The 22,605-nt window shown below is 71.8% G+C and carries 15 protein-coding genes and 2 pseudogenes; 8 read left to right on the forward strand and 9 right to left on the reverse strand.

Annotation, left to right across the window (positions count from 1 at the left end):
* Window positions 1-69: 69 nt before the first annotated feature.
* On the forward strand, window positions 70-1,296 hold the full coding sequence (locus ACIBEJ_RS09475; protein ID WP_397182188.1) for a serine hydrolase domain-containing protein: 1,227 nt from the start codon (window positions 70-72) through the stop codon (window positions 1,294-1,296).
* A gap of 63 nt (window positions 1,297-1,359) precedes the next feature.
* Window positions 1,360-2,970 carry a DUF885 domain-containing protein gene (locus ACIBEJ_RS09480; protein WP_397182189.1) on the forward strand — a complete coding sequence of 537 codons (1,611 nt, stop codon included), beginning with the start codon at window positions 1,360-1,362 and terminating at the stop codon, window positions 2,968-2,970.
* A 58-nt stretch (window positions 2,971-3,028) separates the two neighbouring features.
* On the opposite strand, the gene ACIBEJ_RS09485 is transcribed toward ACIBEJ_RS09480, so the two are convergent.
* A complete protein-coding gene (locus tag ACIBEJ_RS09485; RefSeq protein WP_397182190.1) occupies window positions 3,029-4,564 on the reverse strand; it encodes a long-chain fatty acid--CoA ligase in 1,536 nt (511 codons plus the stop codon).
* 149 nt (window positions 4,565-4,713) lie between these two features.
* Here ACIBEJ_RS09485 and ACIBEJ_RS09490 point away from each other — a divergent pair, with 149 nt between their 5' ends.
* The gene (locus ACIBEJ_RS09490; RefSeq protein WP_397182191.1) at window positions 4,714-6,273 is read left to right on the forward strand and encodes a GMC family oxidoreductase; all 1,560 of its coding nucleotides are present in this window, start codon (window positions 4,714-4,716) and stop codon (window positions 6,271-6,273) included.
* Here ACIBEJ_RS09490 and ACIBEJ_RS09495 read toward each other — a convergent pair.
* On the reverse strand, window positions 6,243-9,212 hold the full coding sequence (locus tag ACIBEJ_RS09495) for a WD40 repeat domain-containing protein (protein ID WP_397182192.1): 2,970 nt from the start codon (window positions 9,210-9,212) through the stop codon (window positions 6,243-6,245). The two genes, ACIBEJ_RS09490 and ACIBEJ_RS09495, sit on opposite strands and share 31 nt — an antisense overlap.
* 37 nt (window positions 9,213-9,249) lie before the next feature.
* Window positions 9,250-9,894 (reverse strand): annotated as a pseudogene (locus ACIBEJ_RS09500) (helix-turn-helix domain-containing protein); the annotation flags it as partial.
* Here ACIBEJ_RS09500 and ACIBEJ_RS09505 point away from each other — a divergent pair.
* The 3 genes from ACIBEJ_RS09505 (at window position 9,791) to ACIBEJ_RS09515 (ending at window position 12,370) form a co-directional block, all read left to right on the forward strand.
* The gene (locus tag ACIBEJ_RS09505) at window positions 9,791-10,147 is read left to right on the forward strand and encodes a hypothetical protein (protein WP_397182193.1); all 357 of its coding nucleotides are present in this window, start codon (window positions 9,791-9,793) and stop codon (window positions 10,145-10,147) included. The pseudogene ACIBEJ_RS09500 and the gene ACIBEJ_RS09505 overlap by 104 nt on opposite strands.
* 74 nt (window positions 10,148-10,221) lie before the next feature.
* Complete coding sequence (locus tag ACIBEJ_RS09510) at window positions 10,222-11,475, forward strand: cytochrome P450 (protein WP_397182194.1); 1,254 nt, start codon at window positions 10,222-10,224, stop codon at window positions 11,473-11,475.
* Window positions 11,476-11,533: 58 nt separating this feature from the next.
* Window positions 11,534-12,370: an alpha/beta fold hydrolase gene (locus ACIBEJ_RS09515; RefSeq protein ID WP_397182195.1), complete on the forward strand. Its 837-nt coding sequence runs from the start codon at window positions 11,534-11,536 to the stop codon at window positions 12,368-12,370.
* Here ACIBEJ_RS09515 and ACIBEJ_RS09520 read toward each other — a convergent pair.
* The 3 genes and pseudogenes from ACIBEJ_RS09520 to ACIBEJ_RS09530 form a co-directional block, all read right to left on the reverse strand.
* Complete coding sequence (locus tag ACIBEJ_RS09520; RefSeq protein WP_397182196.1) at window positions 12,339-13,340, reverse strand: beta-ketoacyl-[acyl-carrier-protein] synthase family protein; 1,002 nt, start codon at window positions 13,338-13,340, stop codon at window positions 12,339-12,341. The two genes, ACIBEJ_RS09515 and ACIBEJ_RS09520, sit on opposite strands and share 32 nt — an antisense overlap.
* A 76-nt stretch (window positions 13,341-13,416) precedes the next feature.
* Window positions 13,417-13,491, reverse strand: a pseudogene (locus ACIBEJ_RS09525) (hypothetical protein); the annotation flags it as partial.
* A gap of 61 nt (window positions 13,492-13,552) precedes the next feature.
* Window positions 13,553-14,239 (reverse strand): TRM11 family SAM-dependent methyltransferase, encoded by a 687-nt coding sequence (locus ACIBEJ_RS09530; RefSeq protein WP_397182197.1) that lies wholly within the window; start codon window positions 14,237-14,239, stop codon window positions 13,553-13,555.
* A gap of 854 nt (window positions 14,240-15,093) precedes the next feature.
* On the opposite strand from ACIBEJ_RS09530, the gene ACIBEJ_RS09535 reads away from it, so the two are divergent.
* A complete protein-coding gene (locus tag ACIBEJ_RS09535) occupies window positions 15,094-16,335 on the forward strand; it encodes a cytochrome P450 (protein WP_397182198.1) in 1,242 nt (413 codons plus the stop codon).
* A 3-nt stretch (window positions 16,336-16,338) separates the two neighbouring features.
* Here ACIBEJ_RS09535 and ACIBEJ_RS09540 read toward each other — a convergent pair whose 3' ends face one another.
* Complete coding sequence (locus tag ACIBEJ_RS09540) at window positions 16,339-17,598, reverse strand: hypothetical protein (RefSeq protein ID WP_397182200.1); 1,260 nt, start codon at window positions 17,596-17,598, stop codon at window positions 16,339-16,341.
* 963 nt (window positions 17,599-18,561) lie between these two features.
* On the opposite strand from ACIBEJ_RS09540, the gene leuS reads away from it, so the two are divergent.
* A complete protein-coding gene (gene leuS, locus ACIBEJ_RS09545; RefSeq protein ID WP_397182201.1) occupies window positions 18,562-21,045 on the forward strand; it encodes a leucine--tRNA ligase in 2,484 nt (827 codons plus the stop codon).
* Window positions 21,046-21,051: 6 nt separating this feature from the next.
* On the opposite strand, the gene ACIBEJ_RS09550 is transcribed toward leuS, so the two are convergent.
* Window positions 21,052-22,251, reverse strand: coding sequence for an RNA polymerase sigma factor (locus ACIBEJ_RS09550; RefSeq protein ID WP_397182202.1), 1,200 nt, complete (start codon window positions 22,249-22,251; stop codon window positions 21,052-21,054).
* Window positions 22,244-22,582: a YciI family protein gene (locus ACIBEJ_RS09555; protein ID WP_397182203.1), complete on the reverse strand. Its 339-nt coding sequence runs from the start codon at window positions 22,580-22,582 to the stop codon at window positions 22,244-22,246. Before ACIBEJ_RS09555 ends, ACIBEJ_RS09550 begins: the two co-directional genes overlap by 8 nt.
* Window positions 22,583-22,605: the final 23 nt, after the last annotated feature.

A 22,605-nucleotide genomic window follows, 5' to 3' on the forward strand; every position in this document is an offset into this window, starting at 1 on the left:
ACCTGTCATCGCCAAGTGATGACGCGCCGGACTGACCCCGCTACCTCCCCAGCGATCATGCTGATCCCCATGAGACGAGCATGGATCGCGACCCTCGCCGCCGTCGCGGCGGCCCTGCATCTCGGCGGCGCCCCGGCGGCCGCCACGACGGGCGAACTCGACCGGCGCGAGCTGCGGCGGTCGCTGGACGCCGTCCACACCGCGGGCATGTACGGCGTCTACGCGCAGGCGCGCTCCGGCCGCCAGGAGTGGTCGGGCGCCGCGGGCGTGGCCGACGTGGACACCCGCCGTCCGGTACGGCCCGGCCTGCGCCACCGGGTCGGCAGCATCACCAAGTCGTTCGTGGCCGTGGCCGTGCTCCAGCAGGTCGAACGCGGCCGGATCGACCTCGACGCCCCCGTGGCCCGCTACCTGCCCGACCTCGTCCCCGGCGAGCGCGGTCAGAAGATCACCATCCGCATGCTGCTCAGCCACACCAGCGGCATCTCCGACCACATCGCCGGCGCGTTCCCCTCCCTGCTGGAGGGCTCGCCGAAGAGCATCGACGACAACCGTTTCCGCACCTTCGCCTCCGCGGAACTGGTGAAGCTCGGTCTGGCCGCCCCCTCGTACGGCGAGCCGGGTTCCCAGCCGGGCTCCTACTCCAACACCAACTACGTGATCGCCGGGCTCGTCCTGGCGAAGGTCACCGGGACCGGCGCCGAGGACTACATCACGCGCCACGTGATCAGGAAGGCGGGGCTGCGGGAGACGGCCTTCCCGCGCTCGCCGTACCTCCAGGGGCCGCACTCGAAGGCGTACGAGAACCTGTACGGCCTGATCGACCCGCCGCGCGACTACAGCGTGTACGACATGTCGTGGGCCGGTGTCGCGGGGAACCTGGTCTCGACCATGGACGACCTCAACACGTTCTACCGGGCGCTGCTGCGCGGTGACCTGATCGGCCGGGCGGCGCTGGCGCAGATGAAGACGACGGTGAAGGTGTCGGTGGCCGGGTTCACCATGGACTACGGGCTCGGGCTCTTCCCGATGGACCTGCCCTGCGGCCGGTTCTGGGGGCACGACGGCGGGGTGTTCGGGATGGGCACGCAGGCGATGATCAGCGAGGATGGCCGGCGGCAGGTGTCGCTCGGCATGAACCTCATGAAGTACCAGCGCTTCGGGCCTGACGGGCAGATGCTGCCCAACGACATCGACCCGGCGCTCGGCGCCTTCCTGCTGAAGAGCTCGTGCGGCACGGACACCGTCACCAAGTCGGCCCAGCCCGCCATTCCCCTGTTCCCCACCTCACGCTGATTCGACCGGCCCCGGGCTCCGCGCCCGGGGCCGGGCGCAGGGAAATGTGGCTATTGTGCCTGGGTGAGCGCAATCTTCCGTCTGTGTGAGCAGTACATTCTGAAAGCGGCCGCCCTGGACCCGGTCGAATCCGTCTACCTGGGCATCGCCGGAGACTTCGGCGTCGCCACGGACTACAGCCCCGACGGCCACGCGGCCAGGCAGGAGCTGGTCCGCGAGACGCTGACCGAGCTGAGCCGCCTGTCCCCGGCCTCCGACTCCGACCGCAGGGCCGCGGCCCACCTGCGCGAACGGCTGGAGGCGCAGGCCGCCGTCCATGCGATCGGCGAGCCGTACCGGGACGTCAGCTCGCCCTTCGGGCTCATGTCCCAGATCAGGGACAGCATCGACCTGCTGCCGCACAACGACGACGAGCAGTGGCACGTGATCGCCACGCGCCTGTCGGCCATCCCCGGCATGCTGAACGGCTGGCGCACCACCCTCGACGCCGGCCTGGACCGCGGCCTGCGCGCGGCGCGGCGGCAGGCGCTCGGCGCCGCCGACCAGGCGGAGCGCTTCGCGGGCACCCACGACGAGCTGATCGCCGGCTACGGCGACGGCCCGGTCGCCGGCGAGCTGGCCGAGGCCGCCCGCGCCGCCTACCGGGGGTACGCGGAGACCGCGCGCTACCTGCGCGAGCAGTACGCGCCTCGGGCCGAGGAGCGCGACGCCGTCGGGCAGGAGCGCTACGCCGTCGCCGCCCGCATGCAACTGGGCGAGGACATCGACCTGCGCGACGCCTACGCCTGGGGCTGGGCCGAGCTCGACCGCATCGAGGCCGAGATGGCCGCCGAGGCCCGCGCCATCCTGCCCGGCGCCACCGTGGACGAGGCCACCGCCCACCTCGACTCCACCGAGTACGTGGTCGGCACCGACGCGTACCTGGCGTGGCTGAAGGAGCAGCACGAGCGGGCCATCGCCGCGCTCAACGGCGCCCAGTTCGACATCCCCGAGCAACTCCGCACCGTCGACGTGGTGCTCGCGCCCGGCTCCACCTCCGGCGCCCCCTACTACACCCAGCCCAGCGAGGACCTGTCGCGGCCGGGGCGTACGTGGTGGCCGCTGGCGGGGCGGGAGAAGTTCGCCACGTGGAGCGACCTGACCACGGTCTTCCACGAGGGCGTGCCCGGCCACCACCTGCAGCTCGGCGCGGTCGCGGTCGCGGGCGACAAGCTCTCGCGCTACGCCAGGATGTCGTGGGTGGGCGGCCACGGCGAGGGCTGGGCCCTGTACGCCGAGCGGCTGGCCGACGAGCTGGGCTGGCTGACCGCCCCGGGCGCCCGCCTGGGCATGCTGGCCGCCTCCGCCCTGCGCGCCGCCCGCGTGGTGATCGACATCGGCGTCCACCTGGAGCTGCCGCTGCCCGACGGCTCGCGCTGGACGTTCGAGAAGGCCTGCGAGGTGCTGCGCGAGCGCGGCAGGGCCGAGGCGCACAAGGTCCACCCCGAGGTTCTGCGCTACTTCGGCTGGGCCGGCCAGGCCATCTGCTACAAGCTCGGCGAGCGCGCCTGGCTGGAGGCGCGGGCCGAGGCGCAGTCCAGGCCCGGGTTCGACCTCAAGGCGTGGCACACCGCCGCCCTGGACCTCGGCCCGATGGGCCTCGGCACCATGCGCGAGGAACTGGCCAGGATCTAGACACGAGTACGGCTCGCGCCTCAGGGGGGAGGGCGCGAGCCGTACGGGCCGGTGGGGTTCAGCGCAGTTCGCGCTTGAGGATCTTTCCTGAGGCGGTCATCGGCAGGCTGTCGCGGAACTCGACGGTGCGCGGGTACTTGTAGGCCGCCATGTTCTCCTTCGACCAGGTGATCAGCTCGTCCTCGGTGATCTCCGAGCCGGCCGAGCGGATCACGAACGCCTTGACCTCCTCGCCGTGCGACTCGTGCGGCACGCCTAGCACGGCCACCAGCGAGACGTCCGGGTGGGACATGAGAACCTCTTCGACCTCGCGCGGGTAGACGTTGAAGCCACCTCGGATGATCATGTCCTTGGCGCGGTCGAAGATGGAGTAGTAGCCGTCGGCGTCGCGGGTGGCGATGTCGCCGGTGCGGAACCAGCCGTCGTTCATGACCTCGGCCGTGGCCTCGGGCCGGTTGTAGTAGCCCTTCATGATGTTGTGGCCCCGGATGGCGATCTCGCCGGGCCCCTCGCCCTCGACCGTGTTCCAGTCGGCGTCGACGAGCTTCATCTCCACGCCCCAGATCGGCGTGCCGATCGTGCCCGGCTTGGTGGGCCGGCCGAGCTGGTTGAAGCTGGCCACGGGGGAGGTCTCCGACAGGCCGTAGCCTTCGAGGATGCCGATGCCGAACGTCTTCTCGAAGTCGTTGAGCACCTCCAGCGGCGAGGCGGCGCCGCCGGCGACGGCCACGTTCAGCTTCGACGGCACCTCGGCGCCCTCGGCGTGGATCTTCGTGAGCATTGCCCAGTACATGGTCGGCACGCCGGCGAAGAACGTCACGCCCTCCTTGCGCATGACCTCCAGCGCGTCACCGGGGTCGAAGCGGGCCTGCAGCACCATCGTGGCGCCGCGCAGGAACCCGGTGTTCTGGACCACGGTCTGGCCGAAGGAGTGGAACAGCGGCAGCACGCCCAGGTAGACGTCGCCCTCCTCGCTCCGGGGGAACATCTTGTCGCAGACCATGGCGTTGACCAGCATGTTCTGGTGGCTCAGCTCGGCGCCCTTGGGCTGGCCGGTGGTGCCGGAGGTGTAGAGGATCACCGCGGTGTCGTCCGGCGCGGTCTGCACGGTGGCGAACTCGCCGGACATGCCGCCCAGCGCCGCCCAGATCGACTCGCCGTGCGCGGACTCGGTCGCCAGCGCCGTGGCGGGCAGCACGAAGAAGTGCTCGCAGCCCTCGGCCGCCTCGAACCCGGCCTTGCCCCGCTCACCCAGCGGCAGCTCGGGGGTGCCCTCGAAGCAGAACAGCGCCTTGGCCTCGCTGTCGCCGAGGTGGTAGGCGATCTCCCTGCCCTGCAGCAGGACGCTCAGCGGCACCACGGTCGCGCCGGCCTTGAGGATGCCGAAGTAGACGAAGGAGAAATAGGGCAGGTTCGGACAGGCCAGCGCGACCTTGTCCCCCTTGCCGATGCCCCGCGAGACCAGAAGGTTGGCCACCTGATTGGCCACGGTGTCAACCATCGAGTACGGCAGTCGCATGTCGCCGAAGACGATGGCCGTCTTGTCGGGCGCGTTCCTCGCGCTGTCCTCCAGGACGATCGACAGGTTGAGCATGGAAGAGCTTCCTCCCTCGGTGCCGGCTTGCCGCCATCTAAGCAGGCGACGCATACCGACCGGTAGGTAACTGAGGTCACAACTGCGTATGGACGGGATCTGTCCGCTGGGGTAGGCAAGTACCAGGTTACTTACCGTTCGGAGGGGTCATGGAGTACGACTACGTGGTCGTCGGAGCGGGCTCGGCCGGGTGCGTCCTGGCCAACAGGCTGTCGGCCGATCCGGGGGTGACCGTGGCGCTGGTCGAGGCCGGCGGGCAGGACGACAAGCTGGAGATCCGGATGCCGGCCGGGTTCAAGGCGCTGTTCAAGACCGAGTACGACTGGAACTACACCACCGTCAAGCAGGCCGAGATGGCCGGGCGCGAGCTCTACTGGCCGCGCGGGCGCGTCATCGGCGGCTCCTCCTCGCTCAACGCCCAGATGTGGGTACGCGGCTGCGCGGCCGACTACGACCAGTGGGGCGTCCCCGGCTGGCGCTTCGACGACGTCCTGCCGTACTTCAAGAAGGCCGAGCACCGCGTCGGCAGCAACAACGGCGGCGTGTACGGCACCGCCGGCCCCCTCCACATCTCCGAACTGCGCAGCCCCAACGTCACCACCGCCGCCTTCCTCCAGGCCTGCCGGGAGCTCGGCATGCACCGCCTCGGCGAGCTGAACGAGCGCACCAACGAGGGCTACAGCCCCACCCCGGTCACCCAGGACCGCGGCCGCCGCTGGAGCTCGGCCGACGCCTACCTGCGCCCGGCGCTCAAGCGGCCCAACCTCACCGTGCTCACCGGCGCGACCGTGGACCGCGTGGTGTTCGAGGGCAGCCGGGCGGTCGGGGTCGAGCACGGCGGGGTCCGGGTGTCGGCCAGGCGGGAGGTCGTGCTGTCGGCGGGGGCGATCGGCTCGCCGTACCTGCTGCTGCGCTCGGGCGTGGGCGCGGCCGAGGACCTGCGCGAGGCCGGGGTGGAGGTCGTCCACGACCTGCCGGAAGTCGGCAGGAACCTTCAGGACCACCTGTCCACCGGCGTCTACGTCGAGTCCAAACAGCCGGTCACGCTGGTCAAGGCCGAGTCGCTGGTGCAGCTCGTCCGCTACATCGTGCTGCGCTCCGGCATGCTCACCACGAACGTGGGGGAGGCGGTCGCCTTCCTCAGGACCTCGCCCGAGGAGCCCGCGCCGGACATCGAGCTGATCTTCGCCCCTGGGCCGTTCATCGACCACGGCCTCACCCCGCCGGCCGGGCACGGGCTGACCGTCGGCGTCGTGCTGCTGCAACCCGAGAGCCGCGGCCGGGTCTCGCTGAGCGGGCGCGAGGTGGCCATCGACCCCGGCTACCTGACCCAGGAGGCCGACGTGAAACGCCTGGTCGCCGGCCTGAAGGCGGCCAAGCAGGTGTTCACCACCGCCGCCATGCGCCCCTACGCGGGCGGGCCCATGGCCCCCTACTGGGCGCCCGAGAGCGACGAGGAACTGGCCCAGTGGGTACGCGAGCGCGGCGAGACCCTCTACCACCCGGTCGGCACCTGCCGGATGGGCACCGACGCCGAGTCCGTCGTCGACCCCGCGCTCAGGGTGCGCGGCCTGGAAGGGCTGCGCGTCGTCGACGCCTCGATCATGCCGACGCTCAACCGGGGCCACACCCACGCGCCCGCCATCATGATCGGCGAGAAGGGCGCCGACCTGATCCTTCAGTCGCGCGCGGGGCAGACCGGCGTGTAGGAGCCGTCGGAGACGTGCCGGCTCCACTCCCTCGGGCTGACGGGGGTGGGGTCCAGCGCGCAGATGCGCGCGGCCACCGGCTCGGGGGCCAGCGTCCACCGGTGGAGCAGGCCGTCGTGGCCGCCGGAGACCAGCCGCCCGCCGGGCAGGAAGCGCAGCGCGCCGCCCCCGGTCTGCCAGACCGCCTGGAGCCGGTGCTCGTACCACAGGCGCAGCGTCCCGTCGGTGCCGATCGTGGCCAGCCGCCCGCCCGCGGCGTCGAACGAGACGCTCCTGACGACCCCGGTGTGGCCGGTCAGCCGCGCGACGGGGGTGTCCTCGTCGCGCGACAGGTCCCACACCAGCGCGGTGCCGTCGTGCCCCGCGCTGGCCAGGTACCGGCCGCCCGGATGCCAGTCGAGGTCGTCGGAGTAGCCGGTGTGGCCTCGCAGCACCCGGACCCGCTCCGGCGCGTCGGGGTGGCCGACGTCCCAGATCTGCACGTCGTCGTCCCCGTCGCCGACGGCCAGCAGGTCCTCCCTGAGGATCACGTCGGTGACGCCGTGGACGCCGGGCAGCCGGCCCAGCGGCTTCCTGGTCGCCGGGTCCCACAGCAGCACGTGCCCGTTCTCGCAGACGCTCGCGCCGATCCGGCCGTCCTGGCTGAGGGCGACGCCGACCACGTCGGTGTCGTGCCCGGTGAACCGGCCGAGCAGGCGCGGGCCGCCCGGCCGGGAGACGTCCCAGACGCCGACCGTGCCGTCGTCGCTGGCCGAGGCCATCCGGCCGCCGCCCAGCGCGAGGTTGTTGACCTGGCCGGAGTGCCCGGCCGCCGTGCCCAGCGGGGCTCCGTCGAGGGTGCGCAGGCCGACGCCGCCGTCACCGCCGCTGGTCGCCATGATCCGCTCGTCGGAGGTGACCGCCAGGACCTCCTCGGCGTGGGCGCGCGGGGCGGGCGGCGGCATCGCCCAGCGGAAGACCTCGCCGTCGGCTACCCCGGCCAGCAGGTCGCGGCCGCCGTAGGCCAGCGCGCGCACCTCGGCCGGGTGCGGCAGGTCGGTCAGGACGGCGGCGTCCTCGGTGGTCCACAGGCGTACCCCTGGGGCGCTGGTGCCCGCGGCGACCTGGCCGCCGTCGGGGCTGAAGGCCAGTGAGTAGATGTGGCCGCCGGTGGTCGGCAGTTCCCTGGCCCGGCCGGACGCGCGTTCGACCAGCCACAGCCGGTGCCGCTCCGCTACGGCCAGGGTCTCGCCGTCGGGGCTGAGGACGACGAGCGTGCCCTCCCTGTCCGTGCCGACCGTGCCGCCGGAGGTGACGCCGACGAGCCGGTCCGTCCGCCTCTCGCGCTCCGGCGCGGGGCCCCGCCACGTGAGCGTCTCAGCACCCGCCCCGGCGACCACGGCCGCGCCGTCGAAGCCCAGAAAGTACACCCCGGAAGCCGCATAGGTGGCCGCCGGCCCCGCTCCGGCCTCGCCTGCCGGTTCGGCCATGGCCAGCGGCCCCGCCCCGGTCACCGGCCAGACGCGCACGCCCTTCTCGCCGCCGACCGCCACCGCCCGTCCGTCCGCGCGGAAGGCCGCCGTGGTGATCCGGCCGAGGTCCCAGGCCAGCCGTACCGCCAAGTCTCCGGTACGGCGCAGCCACACCTCACCCGCCGAGTCGCCCGTCACGACGGCGGCGCCGTCCGCGCTGGCGGCCATGACCGTCACCCGCCCGGAGCCCGCCCGCGACCGGCTCCCGGCGGGGAACCCGCTGGAGCCGAGCAGCGCGCCGAGCGACTCGGGCGTCTCGGCCCGCCGCCACGCGGCCAGCGCCAGCCCGGCCGCCAGCGGCGCGTTGCCGGGCCGCACGGAACCGGCGAGCGCGGCCACCTGGCGCGCGAGCGTCTGGTCGCGCTCGGCCCTGGCGTCGGTGACCTGCCACACCACCACGCCCGCGGTCATGGCCGTGACGAGCACCAGCGCGGTGCGCGCCGCGACCAGGCGGCGCAGCCTCCTGGCCGCGCGCCGCTCCTCGTGCTCGCTCGCGCGCAGGAACTCCGCCTCGGACGGGCCCAGCTCGTCGGGGTGCGCGGCGGCCCACTCGCGCGCCACCGCCAGCGATGCGCCCCGGTAGGTGAAGGAGGTGTCCTCGCCCGCCTGCCGCCAGGCCAGGGCCGCCTCGCCCAGCCTGCGCCGGGTCTGCAGGCCCGCGCGGTCGGTCTCGACCCAGTCGCGCAGCCTCGGCCAGGCGCCCAGCAGCGCCTCGTGCGCGATCGACACCTCGCTCTCGTCGGCCGTCAGCAGGCGGGCGTCGAGCAGCGCGTCGAGGACGGGCCGCCACGCGGGCGCGATCAGGCCCAGCGGCACCCGGCGGCGGGTCTGGCCGCCGTCGGGGTCGAGCTGCACCAGCCGCAGCAGCAGGCGCCTGGCCACCTCGCGGGCGTCGTCGTCGAAGCCGGTGTAGAGGTCCTCGGCGGTGGTGGCGACGGCGCCCTGGATGCCGCCGGTGCGGTGGTAGCCGGCCACGGTGAGCATGCCGCCCTCGCGCTGCTGCCACAGCGCGCGCAGGGCGTGGGCCAGGAGCGGCAGCGTGCCCGGCTCGCGGGCGTCGCGCAGGAGGAGGTCGGCCAGGCCCGGTTCGAGCGTCAGGCCCACGGCCTTGGCGGGTTCGGTGATGGCGGCGCGCAACTGCCGCTCGGTCAGCGGGGCCAGCGCGAGCTGGCCGCCGCGCAGCGCCGCCACCAGTTCGGGGTGGGCCAGCAGGTGGCCGTAGTAGTCGGCGCGCAGGCCCAGCACGACCAGCGCCCGGCCGGAGCCGGCCAGCTCGTTGAGCGTGCGGACGAACAGCTCGCGCTCGGCGTCGTCGCGGCAGAGCGTGAACGCCTCCTCGAACTGGTCGGCCACGAGGACCTGCGGGCCGCCTGCGCCGAGGACCTCCGTCAGCCTGGCCATGGGCCTGGCGGTCGGGGTGAACAGCACGACCGGCCACTCGCTGGATCCCGCCCTCGGCAGCGCCTCGGGCGATCGCGGGCACCAGACCGGCGCCGAGCAGCGAGGACTTGCCCGCTCCCGACGGCGCCACCACCACGAGGGGGCCGCCGCCGTCCATCCTGGCGGCCAGCCGCATGGTCAGCTCGGCGGTCGCCTCCTCGCGGCCGAAGAACCAGTGGGCGCCGCCGGGGCCGAAGGCGTCGAGCCCGGGGTAGGGGCATTCGTCGCCTTCTGTGCCGGTTCTGGGCGGGGCCAGCCGCACCAGGGAGCCCTCGGCGTCGAGGGCGCGGTCGCAGGCGCGCGCCAGCTCGGGCGTGGGCCGCTTGTCACCGTTCTCGATCTTGCTCAGGTAGCCCTTGCTGTAGTGGACCCGCTCGGCCAGCGTCGCCAGCGAGAGCCCCCGGAGCGTGCGCCACCTGCGTAGTTCCGCGCCGAACGCGGTGGTTTCCTGACGTCGCCCATCCATCGGGAAACGGTCAACCCCTCCCCATCGCCGCACCGTCCCGCCGACAGTGAGGGCATCGCACAGCGTAGCCATCCCGCTACGCGACGAGAGGGGAAATCTCATGATCAAGAAGACTCTGCTGGTCCTGGCCGCGGCCATGGTGGTGGGCGGCACGCCGGCGATGGCCTCGGACGACCGGCCCTTCCGCTGCAAGGCCCCGGCCATGGGCTGGAACAACGGCTGCCAGGTCCGCACGGTCCCCGCCGGGCGGTGCGTGTGGGTCTACAACCGCACCTCCCAGGCCACCGACATCACCTACCGGATCCAGGGCTCGCAGGTGCGGCTCGCGGAGCGCCGGTCGGGGCGGCTCTGGGCGAACGCGTCCCGGCACCCCGTGGACGTGACGATGGGTGTGTACGCGCATGATCTGGACGACTCGGTGTGGGCCGAGGGCAAGACGTACATCGACGGCTGCTGACGCCCCGCCGGCCGGCGTCGTGCCCGCGGCGCCGGCCTTGACGTAAGTGATTGCTTGCGCAACTCTTGGGAGACATGACGGCGACATCCGACATCGATCTGTCGCAGATACCGTTCTGGGCCTTACCGCAGGCCGAGCGCATGAACGCCTTCCGTCAGCTACGCGCGCTGGAGCGCCCGGTCTTCGTCCGCGAGAACCACGTGCCCTTCATCGGCGGCGGTCCCGGCTACTACGCCCTGGTACGCCACGCCGACGTCACCGAGGCCAGCCGCAACGCGGCGGTGTTCAGCAGCGAGCCCTGCTCCAACAGCATCCCGGACATGCCGCGCTGGCTGGCCGTGTACTTCGGCTCGATGATCAACATGGACGACCCCAAGCACGCCAGGTTACGCAGGATCGTCTCGCGCGCGTTCACCCCGCGCATCCTGTCCAAGATGGAGGAGGACCTGGCCAGGGCGGCCGCCGAGATCGTGGACGAGGCGATCGAGCAGGGACCGGGTGACTTCGTGGAGCAGATCGCCGCCCGGCTTCCCGTACGCGTCATCTGCGACATGATGGGCATCCCCACGAAATTTCATGACATGGTGCTGCGGCGCACCAACGTCATCCTCGGCAACACCGACGCCGAGTACACCGGCATCGAACCCGACTTCAAGCGCCTGAACGTGGCGCGCGGCCTCGGCAAGCTCCTCCACGCCGGCTACAGCCTCAACCGTCTCGCCGCCCGCCTCGGCGACCAGCGCCGCAAGCGTCCCACGGGCGACCTGGTGAGCCTCCTGGTCAACGGCGACGAACGCCTCACCCCGCAGGAGCTCGGCTCCTTCTTCATCCTCCTGGTCGTCGCCGGCAGCGAGACCACCCGCAACGCCATCGCCTACGGGCTGAAGCTCTTCACCGACCATCCCGGGCAGCGCGAGCACCTCATGGCCGACTTCGACGGCCGCATCGCCAAGGCGTGTGACGAGATCGTCCGGTACTCCACGCCGGTCATCCAGTTCCGCCGCACGCTGACGCGGGATTTCGAGTTGAACGGCATGCCGTACCAGCAGGGTGACAAGGTTCTGCTCTTCTACAACTCCGCCAACCGGGACGAGGCGGTCTTCACCGACCCCGACACCTTCGACATCACCCGCGACCCCAACCCGCACGTGGGCTTCGGCGGCCCCGGCCCCCACTACTGCCTGGGCGCCCACCTGGCCAAGCGCGAGATGACCGTGATGTTCCGCGAACTGCTCACCCGCCTGCCCGCCATCAGGGCGGCCGGCGAACCCGACTTCCTGCTGTCCAACTTCATCAACGGCATCAAGCACCTGCGCTACACCACCTGACCACCAGGGGCGCGGTTGTCGATGGACGGCGGGCGGGCAGGGCACTAGGTTTCCGCGCATGGAGATCAGGAATATCCACGCCAACGGTGTGGAGTTCGCTTACCTCGCATTGGGTGACGGGCCGCTGGCCCTGTGCCTGCACGGCTTCCCCGACACCGCGCACACCTGGCGGCACCTGATGCCCGAACTGGCCGAGCGCGGCTACCGCGCCGTCGCCCCCTTCATGCGCGGCTACGCCCCCACCGAGATCACCGAAGGCTACGAGCTGGGCGCCCTGGTGGCCGACGCCAACGCGCTGCACGAGGAGCTGGGCGGCGACGAGAACGCGGTCATCATCGGCCACGACTGGGGCGCCTACCCGGTCTACGGCACCACCGAGCGCTTCAGGAAGTCGGTGGCGCTCGCCGTACCCCCGACCAAGTGGCTGCTCGGCAGCTTCTTCACCTACGAGCAGCTCAAGCGGTCGTTCTACATCTTCCTGTTCCAGACGGCGCTGGCCGAGACCGCGGCGGCGGCGCCCGGGTTCCTCGACGGGCTGTGGAAGGACTGGTCGCCCGGCCACGACGCCACCGAGGACCTCGCCTTCCTCAAGCAGAGCCTGGGCGAGCCCGCGAACCTGGCCGCCGCCATCGGCTACTACCGCGCCATGCTCGGCACCACCCCGCCCTCGGGCCGGTACGCCGCCGAGCAGGCCGCGGCGACGGACGGCCCGGCGCGGCCGGTGCTGTACCTGCACGGCGCCCAGGACGGCTGCCTCGGCGCCGACCTGGTGGCGGACGTGGCCGGCGTGCTGCCCGAAGGCTCGCGGGCGGAGATCGTCGAGGGCGCCGGGCACTTCCTGCACCTGGAGAAGCCGCGCGAGGTCAACGCGCGGATCCTCGACTGGCTGGGGTGAGCACCAGGCTCACGTTGTGGCCGCCGAAGCCGAACGCGTTCACCATCGAGGGGCCCGGCCGCCAGTCGCGGGGCGCGCCGGTGACCACGTCCAGGTCCACGCGCGGGTCGAGGCGGTCGAGGTTACGGGTAGCGGGGATCAGGCCGTCACGCATGGCCAGCACCGCGGCCACGGTCGCCAGCGCGCCCGACGCCCCGCACAGGTGGCCCGTCATCGACTTGATCGCGGTCACCGCCGGGTGCCCGCCCACGGCCGTGGCGATGGCGGCGGCCTCGACCGCGTCGCCTTCGAGGGTCGAGGTGGCGTGCGCCTGGACGTGCGCCACGTCCCCACCCGACAGCCCGGCCTCGCGCATCGCGGTCCGCATCGCGCGTACCTGGCCGTCGAACTGGGAGGCGGTGATGTGCTCGGCGTTGGAGGTGACCCCATACCCCGCCACCCGAGCCAGCACCCCGCCGCCATGCCCGGCCCGCCCCACGCCCTCACGTCGCCCGCCCAGCGCCGCGCCGTCCGGCCGTCCGGCTCGTTCCGCGGCTTCGCGCCGCCCTGCTCGTTCCAGGACGACCATCGCGGCGCCCTCGGCCAGGACGAAGCCGTCGCGGGTCGCGTCGAAGGGGCGTGATGCGTCCTCGGGCCGGTCGTTGCGGGTTGAGAGTGCTTTGGCTTGGGCGAAGGCGGCGAGGGTCAGCGGGTGTACGCACGCCTCCGTGCCACCGGCGACGACGACGTCCGCACGACCCAGCCGGATCAGGTCGGCTCCGGCCGCGATCGCCTCGGCCCCCGCCGCGCAGGCGCTCACCGGGGCATGGGCGCCTGCCCGCGCGCCGAGGTCGATGCTGACCCAGCCGGCCGGGCCGTTCGGCATGAACATGGGCAGCGTGTGCGGCGACACGCGGCGCACGCCCTCCTTCTCCAGCACGTCGTCCTGGTCGAGGAGGGTGGTGAGGCCGCCGGTGCCGGTGCCGATCACGACGGCGAGCCCGCGCGGGCAACTGCTCCGCCCACGGCTCCCGTAGGGCCGCCACCCCCGACCGGCCGGCCAGCAGTCCCGACCACGTCGAGTCGACGTCGCCACCCAGCGGCGTCACCGCCCCGAGCCCGGTGATCACAACCTCGGTCATGCGTCCACGCTGCCAGCCGCCGGGCCGGGTCCGGGTGTCGTTCGCCCACCAAAAACCCTGATCAGGATTTGTCCGGACTCAGCATGGCCAGGATGGGATGTCGCCCAAACAGCGAAATCTCCACCCTTTCCAGTACGGCCCAGCCGCGCGGCACCTCCGGCACCAACGCCACCACCCGTCCACCGTCGGCCAGCACCCGGCGCAGCTCCGCCCAGAGTCGGTGACCGGAGCCGGCCAGCCGTACCTGCCGCTGCCAGGGCGGGTTGACCAGCACGCGGTCCACGCTCCCCGAGGCCAGCGGCACCCGACCGGCGTCAGCCCGCGCCCACGCGAGCCCAGGACCGTTGACCGCAGCAGCCGCCACCGCCTCCCCGGACCGGTCGAACCCCAGCGTGCGGACCTCCGGTGCGAGGGCGGCGGCCTCGATCAGCGTGGTCCCCGCGCCGCAACACGGATCGAGCACCAGCCCCTTCGGCTCGGCCAGGTACGCCATGGCGGCGGCCAGCGGCGGATGCAGCGTCCCGGGCACCGAGCGCACCTTGTAGGCCCGGCGGTGCAACGGCCTCGGGGCGATCCGCAGGGCGATCACCGCCCGCTCACCCTCAACCGTCACCCGCCACGACGCGGCACTGGCCGGCGGCACCCTCCCGTCACGCCGCGAGTGGTAGGGCCGCCCAAGCACGGGCCCGACGGCATCCTCGATGTCGTACCGGTTGTAGCTACGCCGCCCCAGGAACGAGGCCGACACCTCCACCCCACCCCCAGAACCATCACCCCCCACAAGCCCCACGCCGGGCTCACGACCCGCACTCCGAGCAGGGCGTGCGTCGGGTTCGTGGCCGGCGCTCCGCGCAGGGCGGGTGCGGGGTCTGTCGCCCGCGCTTCGCGCTAGGTCTTCGTCGCGCGCATGGTCCGCGCTCGGCGCAGCGCGCGCGTGGGGCCCGTTGCCCGCTCTTCGCGCCAGGTCCGCACCCCGCGCCAGGCTCGCACCCAGCGCCAGGTCCGCACCCCGCTCTAGGTCCGCACCCCGCGCAAGGCTCGCACCCCGCTCTGGTGGCGCGCTCTCCGCAAGCTCGGGGTTGTGTTTCAGGGTGAGGGTGCGGTCAAGGGCGAGGCGGTGGGTGTCGATGTTGGCGGCGGCCGTGGCCAAGCGGCCTAGCGCGTCTCGGCGGGGGCCTATGCCGTTAACCACCGCTCCCACCAGCAGTACGTCGTCGGCCAGCCGGAGTCCCAGCGCTCCCGGCCCCGTGAGCTCGAACCAGACCTCCCGGTGCCGCACCTCGCGCACGATGCCCAGCCCGGCATGACGGATCTCCGCGGCCACCAGGTGTTCGATGCCGTGCACCGACCTGGCCACGGCAAGGGTATGCACGTGTCCTTCTCCCACGTCGCGACTCGGGAGGGCGTGCAGCCGTCCCGCATCGCCGGCGGTGGGTCACGAGCCGCGTGCCCGCCGACGGGGTCGCTAACGCAGGAAGAAGAACGTCATACGCCCGACGCTACCGGCCTTCAGAGCGAACCGGCCATCGATTTTCCTGGGCATACGTACGGTGTACGTCCGAAGTATTGACGTAAGTGGGCGCTTTCTCAAAAGATGGGCATATGAGCGCACTCGACTTCGATCTGTCGGACCAGGACTTCTGGGCCAGGCCCATGGCCGAGCGGGAGGCCGCGTTCGACAAGCTGCGCACCCTCGACACCCCCGCCTTCTTCGAGGAGATGGAGGTGTCCTTCGCCCCCAAGGGCATCGGCTACCACGCGCTCGTCAGGCACGCCGACATCCTGGAGGCCAGCCGTAACCCGGAGGTGTTCAGCTCGGGCAGGGGCGGCGCCACGAACATTCCGGACATGCCGCCGGAGTTCGCCGAGTACTTCGGGTCGATGATCAACATGGACGACCCCCGCCACGCCCGCCTGCGCCGCATCGTCTCCCGGGCCTTCACCCCCAAGATGATCAAGCAGTTCGAGGCCGACGTGGAGACCGCCGCCGCCCGGATCGTCGACGACCTCCTGGTCACCGGCCCCGGCTGCGACTTCGTCACCGAGGTCGCCGCCCGCCTGCCGTTGAAGATCATCTGCGACATGATGGGCATCCCGGAGAAGGACTACCAGTTCATCTTCGAACGCTCGAACCAGATCCTCGGCGGCTTCGACCCCGAGTACGCGGGCGACGACGTGACCAAGATCGCCGAACGCCTCCTCAACGCCGGTATGGAGCTCCAGCAGCTCGTCCAGGACCTGGCCGCCCACCGCGCCGACCACCCGACGTCCGACCTCATCTCCGCCCTGGTCAACGCCAACATCGACGGCGAACGGCTGACGCTCCAGGAGCTCGGCTCCTTCTTCATCCTCCTGGTCGTGGCGGGTAACGAGACCACCCGCAACGCCATCTCGTACGGCATGCGCCTGCTCTCCAACCACCCCGACCAGCGCGCCCTCCTCCTGGCGGACATGGAGGCACGCCTGCCCGGCGCCGTCGAGGAGATCGTCCGCCTGGCCTCACCGGTGAACTTCATGCGCCGCAAGGTCACCCGCGACCACGAGATGAACGGCAACCTGTACCGCGAGGGCGAGAAGGTCGTCCTGTTCTACTGGGCCGCCAACCGCGACGAGCGCGTCTTCGCCGACCCGTACGCCTTCGACATCACCCGCGACCCCAACCCCCACGTCGGGTACGGCGGGCCCGGCCCCCACTTCTGCCTGGGCGCCCACCTGGCCCGCCGGGAGATCACCGTGATGCTGCGCGAACTGCTGAGCCGCGTCCCCCAACTGGAAGCCGGACACCCGGACCGGCTGTACTCCAGCTTCATCAACGGCATCAAGCACATGGAGTGCACGTTCTGAGGCTCAGGCCGGGTTGGTCACCTTGATCTGCTTGACGACGGTGTTGATGTCGGGCAGCAGCCGCTTGGCGTCGCCGGGGACCGACATGTAGACGATCGCGGGCAGCTCGTTGGCGGTGTTGATCGCGGCGGTCACGATCGTGGCCTTGCCGGTGCCCGAGGTCAGCTCGTACGCGATGAGCCGGCCGGTCGAGCCGCCGATCTTGAGCGGCTGCTGGGCGATCTTCCTGACCTTGTTGTCCTCGGGGAAGAACCGCTTGCGGGCGTTCAGCACGACCTGCTTGATCACCGGCTCCAGGTCGTCCTTGGAGGTGTAGGAGGCGGCCATGCGCTGGGAGAGCGGCCCGGTCATCACGTTGGCGTAGGTGTCGACGCCGACCTTGACGTACTGGCGGGTGTCGAAGCCGTACGTGGTCTTCACCAGGGGGCGCTGGTCGAGCAGCCAGTTGCCGCCGAGGCGCGGCACCGAGATGCCGGCCTGCGGGTCGGGGACCACGCCCATCACCGGGGCGGCCTTGCCGGGGAAGCGCTTCAGCGGGCCGATGGAGGTGGACGTCTTGGCGGGGGTGGGTTTGCTGGCCTGGGGCTTGGCGGCGGGCGGGTCGGTCGGCTCGCTCTCGCTGGCCAGCGGGCCCGCGACGAACGCCCACACCAGCGCGATCACCAGGGCGACCGCGACGGAGGCGGCCAGCGCGAACAGCCACACCGGCTTGCCCGGCTCGTCCAGGTCCTCCTTGTCGTCGCCGATCTCCTGGTAGTTGTCGCCGAAGACGGTGTTCCAGAGCTCCTGCTGGCGCTCGGGCGGAGGGGTGCGCGAGCCGCTGATCTGGCCCGCGGTGACGAACGGGCGATCCGGGTCGGAGGGGTCGCGGCTCAGGTTGGAGCCGGGGCGGGCGTGCTGGCCCTGCTGCCCGTTCTGCTCCGGCTCCTGCTCCTGCGGCGGGGCCGCGGGAGTCGGGTATGCCTCGTTGTAGGTGATCGTCCTGTCCATGGGGTCGCCCTTGGGCTCGGGCTGCCGGGCGGGAGCGTCCTGCTGCCACCCTTGGGCCGCCTCGGGCGAGCCGCCGCCCTGCCAGGCCGGGGTCGCCTCGGGCGTGCCGTTCTGCCAGGCCGGGGTGTCCTGTGGCCAGGCTCGCGCGTCCGGCGGAGGATCGGCGGGCGGCGGCGCGGCCGGGGGCCACGGGTCCTTCTGCGGCGGACCGGCCGGAGGCCACGGGGCGGGGCTGGACAGGTTGGACCACGCGCCGTCGGCGGGCGGCGGCATCTCCGGCCATACCTGCTGCCCCGGACTCGGCTGCTGCGAAGCAGCGCCGTGTGAAGGTGCGCCGTGTGAAGCAGCGCCGTGTGAGGGTGCGCCGTGTGAAGCAGCGCCGTGTGAGGGTGCGCCGTGTGAAGCAGCGCCGTGTGAGGGTGCGCCGTGTGAAGGCGTGCCAGGCGAAGACGGGCTGTGCGCGGCGGGGCTCTGGGTGGAGGAGTGCTGCGGAGGCGGGCCCTGGGAGGCGGGAGCGGGCTGGGCGGTGTCCTGCCAAGGGGCCGCGGCCTCGGACCAGGCGGGCAGCGGGTCGCGTACCTGGGGCTGATCATTGCGGCCCTGCGTCTCCCGGCCGCGCGCACCACCGGACAGATCGCCCAAGGGGTCGCGGGGGTCCACCGGCTCCCTGCCGCCAAGAGGGTCACGTCGCGGCGGCTCCGGCCACGTGGGCTGCGGCGGCGGTCCCGCCTCCGGCCACGAGGTGGGCACCTCGTCACGAGCCTCCGGCCAGGACGTGGGCACCTCGGGCCAGGATGGCGGCAAGTGTGGTGCTCCGGAATTCTCCGTTGCCATTGCTGCCGTACCTCCCGAGGTTATGTCCGGATTAGACGCATCCGGCATGATCTCATGTGGCCCGTGGGGTTCCGCAGGGAAACGTGCGAAGCCGTGCGGATCCGTCGGCGGATCCTGCATCGGCAGGTCGGCCGCTGATCGTTCAGGCTCAGCAGGGTTGGCCACGGCGACGAGAGTAATCTAAAGGGACATATGAGGTCACAACGGATAGATCTCAACGAGGTCTCATAGGACCTGAAGGGCTCATTCTGCCGGGTGCCCCACCCGTAGTCCCCTCATTCTTCCGAAGACGTGCGCTAGGCTTGACCTATGCGTTCCGCGACCCTGCTTCTTAGCGGGCCGCGACGGCCCTGAGATCTCGCCGTCGCGGCTACCCCTCGTTGTCACACGAGGGGTTTTCTTATGGGGTCAGAATCAAACCAGAAGGACACCGCCGTGAGTGAGTACGACCCGCAGGCGCTGCAGGCCAAGTGGCAGCAGCGATGGGAGGAGCAGGACCCGTTCCGGGCCAGCGAGGACGCCGCCGACCCCCGCGAGCGCCGCTACATGCTGGACATGTTCCCTTACCCCTCCGGTGACCTTCACATGGGCCACGGCGAGGTGTTCGCCATCGGCGACGTCGTCGCGCGCTACTGGTTCCAGCAGGGCTACAACGTCCTGCACCCCATCGGCTGGGACTCCTTCGGCCTGCCCGCCGAGAACGCCGCGATCAAGCGGAACGCCCACCCCGCCGAGTGGACCTACGCCAACATCGACGTCCAGGCCCACTCCTTCAAGCGCTACGCGATCTCCTTCGACTGGTCGCGCCGCCTGCACACCAGCGACCCGGAGTACTACCGCTGGAACCAGTGGCTGTTCAACCGCTTCTTCGAGCGCGGCCTGGCCTACCGCAAGGGCGGCCTGGTCAACTGGTGCCCCAACGACCAGACCGTGCTGGCCAACGAGCAGGTCGTGGCGGGCAAGTGCGAGCGCTGCGGCGCCGACGTCGTGCGCCGCGAGCTGACGCAGTGGTACTTCAAGATCACTGACTACGCGCAGCGCCTGCTGGACGACATGAGCCAGTTGGAGGGCGGCTGGCCGGAGCGCGTGCTGACCATGCAGCGCAACTGGATCGGCCGCTCAGAGGGCGCCGACGTGCTGTTCGAGATCGAGGGCCGCGAGGAGCCGGTCCACGTCTTCACCACGCGCCCCGACACCCTGTTCGGCGCCACGTTCTTCGTGGTCGCCGTGGACGCCGCGCTGGCCGACGAGATCGTCACCGACGAGCACAGGGCCGAGTTCGAGGCGTACCGGGCGGAGGTCGCCAAGCTGAGCGACATCGAGCGGTTGTCCACCGACAAGGACAAGAGCGGCGTCTTCCTGGGCCGCTACGCGATCAACCCGGTCAACGGCGAGCGCATCCCGGTCTGGGCGGCCGACTACGTCCTGGCCGACTACGGCCACGGCGCGATCATGGCGGTGCCCGCCCACGACCAGCGCGACCTGGACTTCGCGCTGAAGTTCGGGCTGCCGGTGAAGGTCGTCGTGCACACCGGGCTGGCCGACCCCGGGGAGACCGGCGAGGCCACCCCCGGCGAGGGCACGCTGGTCAACTCGGGCCCGCTGGACGGCCTGTCCAAGGCCGAGGCCATCGCCACGATCATCAGGAGCCTGGAGGACGACGGCCGGGGCAAGGGCGCGATCAACTTCCGCCTGCGCGACTGGCTGCTGTCGCGCCAGCGCTTCTGGGGCACGCCGATCCCGATCATCCACTGCCCCGACTGCGGCGAGGTCCCGGTCCCCGACGACCAGTTGCCGGTCACGCTGCCCGACCTGCGCGGCGAGGCGCTGGCGCCGAAGGGCATCTCCCCGCTGGCCGGAGCCACCGAGTGGGTCAACGTCGCCTGTCCCAAGTGCGGCGGCGCCGCCAAGCGCGACACCGACACCATGGACACCTTCGTCGACTCCGCCTGGTACTTCCTGCGCTACACCGACCCCCACTACACCGACGGCCCGTTCGACGTGGAGAAGGTCCGCAAGTGGGGCCCGATCGACATGTACGTCGGCGGCGTCGAGCACGCGGTCCTGCACCTGCTGTACTCGCGCTTCTTCGTCAAGGTGCTGCACGACATGGGCATGGTCGACTTCACCGAGCCGTTCATGCGCCAACTGGGCCAGGGCCAGGTGATCAACGGCGGCAAGGCCATGTCGAAGTCCCTGGGCAACGGCGTCGACCTGGGCAAGCAGATCGACGACTTCGGCGTCGACGCGGTCCGGCTGACGATGCTGTTCGCCAGCCCGCCCGAGGACGACATCGACTGGGCCGACGTCTCGCCGCAGGCCTCGCAGAAGTTCCTGGCCCGCGCCTTCCGCGTGATGGACGAGGTCTCCTCCGCGCCCGGCGCCGACGTCGAGCAGGGCGACCTGGCGCTGCGCCGGGTCACTCACAAGACCGTCGACGAGGTCACGAAGCTGATCGAGTCCTACCGGTTCAACGTCGCCATCGCCCGGCTGATGGAGCTGACCTCGGCGGCCCGCAAGGCGATCGACTCGGGTCCCGGCGCGGGCGACCCCGCCGTGCGCGAGGCGGCCGAGGCGCTGGCGGTCATGCTGTCGCTGGTCGCGCCCTACACCAGCGAGGAGGGCTGGGAGCGGCTGGGCCGTACCGGCTCGGTGGCGCTGGCGGGGTGGCCGGTGGCCGACCCCGCGCTGCTGGTCGAGGACTCGGTCACGGCCGTCGTGCAGGTGGCGGGCAAGGTGCGCGACCGGCTGGAGGTGGCGCCCGGCATCTCCGAGGACGAACTGCGGGAGCTGGCCCTGGCCTCGGAGAAGGTGCGGGCGCACCTGTCCGGCGAGCCGCGCAAGGTGATCGTCCGCGCGCCGAAGCTGGTCAACATCGTTCCCTGACCGGGCTCATGGCAGGGCCGCCAGCCGGCCCCGCAGGAACGCGCGCTCGGCGGCGTTGCCGGTGAGCGCGATCGCCCGTTCGTAGGCCCGCGCCGCCTCGGCGTTCCTGCCCAGGCGGCGCAGCAGGTCGGCGCGGACGGCGTGGTAGACGTGGTAGCCCTCCAGCGCGAGCGCCTCGACCAGGGGCAGCGCCGCCGCCGGTCCCCGGACCTCGGCGAGGGCGACCGCCCTGTTCAGCGCCACGACGGGGGTCGGCGTCAGCGCCGCCAACTGGTCGTACAGGGTCAGGATCTGCGCCCAGTCGGCCGGCGGCGGGTCGCTGTGGACCGCGTTGATCGCCGCCTGGATCTGGTAGGGGCCGGGGCTGCCGCGGCGCAGGCACCGCCGTACCAGCTCACGGCCTTCCTCCAGGAGCGCGCGGTTCCACCGCGCGCGGTCCTGCTCGGCGAGCGGGACCAGCTCACCCGACTCCCCGGTACGGCCGGCCCGCCGCGCCTCGATCAGCAGCATCAGCGCCAGCAGCCCGACGACCTCGGGCTCGTCCGGCATGAGCGTGGCCAGCAGCCGCCCGAGCCTGATCGCCTCGGCGCAGAGGTCCTCCCTGACCAGGTGTTCGCCGGAGCCGGCCGTGTAGCCCGCGTTGAAGATCAGGTAGACGACGGCCAGCACCGAGCGCAGCCGGTCGGGCAGATCGGACTCCTTCGGCACCCGATAGGGGATCCGCGCGTCGCGGATCTTGCCCTTCGCGCGCACCAGGCGCTGGGCCATCGTCGGCTCCGGCACCAGGAACGCCGCCGCGATCTCGGTGGTGGTGAGCCCGCCGAGCAGCCGCAGCGTGAGCGCGACCTGGGCGTTCCTGGCCAGGGCCGGATGGCAGCAGGTGAAGATCAGGCGCAGCCGTTCGTCGCGCACGGGCCCCTCCTCGGCGGGCGGCTCCTCGCGGGCCAGCAGGAGCGCGGCCTGGACGTGCCGCTCCTGGCGGGTGGACTCCTTGCGCAGCCGGTCGACGGCCCGGTTGCGGGCGGTGGTGATGATCCAGCCGGCCGGGCTGGGCGGCGGGCCGTCCTCGGGCCAGCGGCGCAGCGCGGTCGCGAACGCGTCCTGGACCGCCTCCTCGGCGAGGTCGATGTCGCCGAAGGCGCGGACCAGGACGGCGACCGCGCGGCCGTACTCCTCGCGGAAGGCGCGCTCGATCCGGTCAGTCACCGTGGATCGGGCGCACCTCGACCGGCAGGGTGGTGGCCCTCGACAGCTTGCCCGCCCACTCCAGGGCGTCGTCGAGGTCGGCGGCGCTGATCACGGTGAAGCCGCCGAGGTGCTCCTTGCCCTCGGTGAACGGCCCGTCGGTCATGAGCACGTCACCGTCCCCGGCGCGCACGACGGTCGCGGTCGAGGCCGGGTGCAGCCCAGCGGCGAACACCCACTGCCCGGCCGCCTTGACCTCCTCGTCCCAGGCCATGACGCGCGGGATCACCTCGTCCAGCAGTCCCTGCGGCGGCTCGCCGTCGGGCTGGTACAGCGCGAGCAGGTAGTTCATGGTGATGTCCTTTCCCTCGTTCA

The organism is Nonomuraea sp. NPDC050790, assembly GCF_044456745.1.
In the GTDB taxonomy this organism is placed as follows: Bacteria; Actinomycetota; Actinomycetes; order Streptosporangiales; family Streptosporangiaceae; genus Nonomuraea.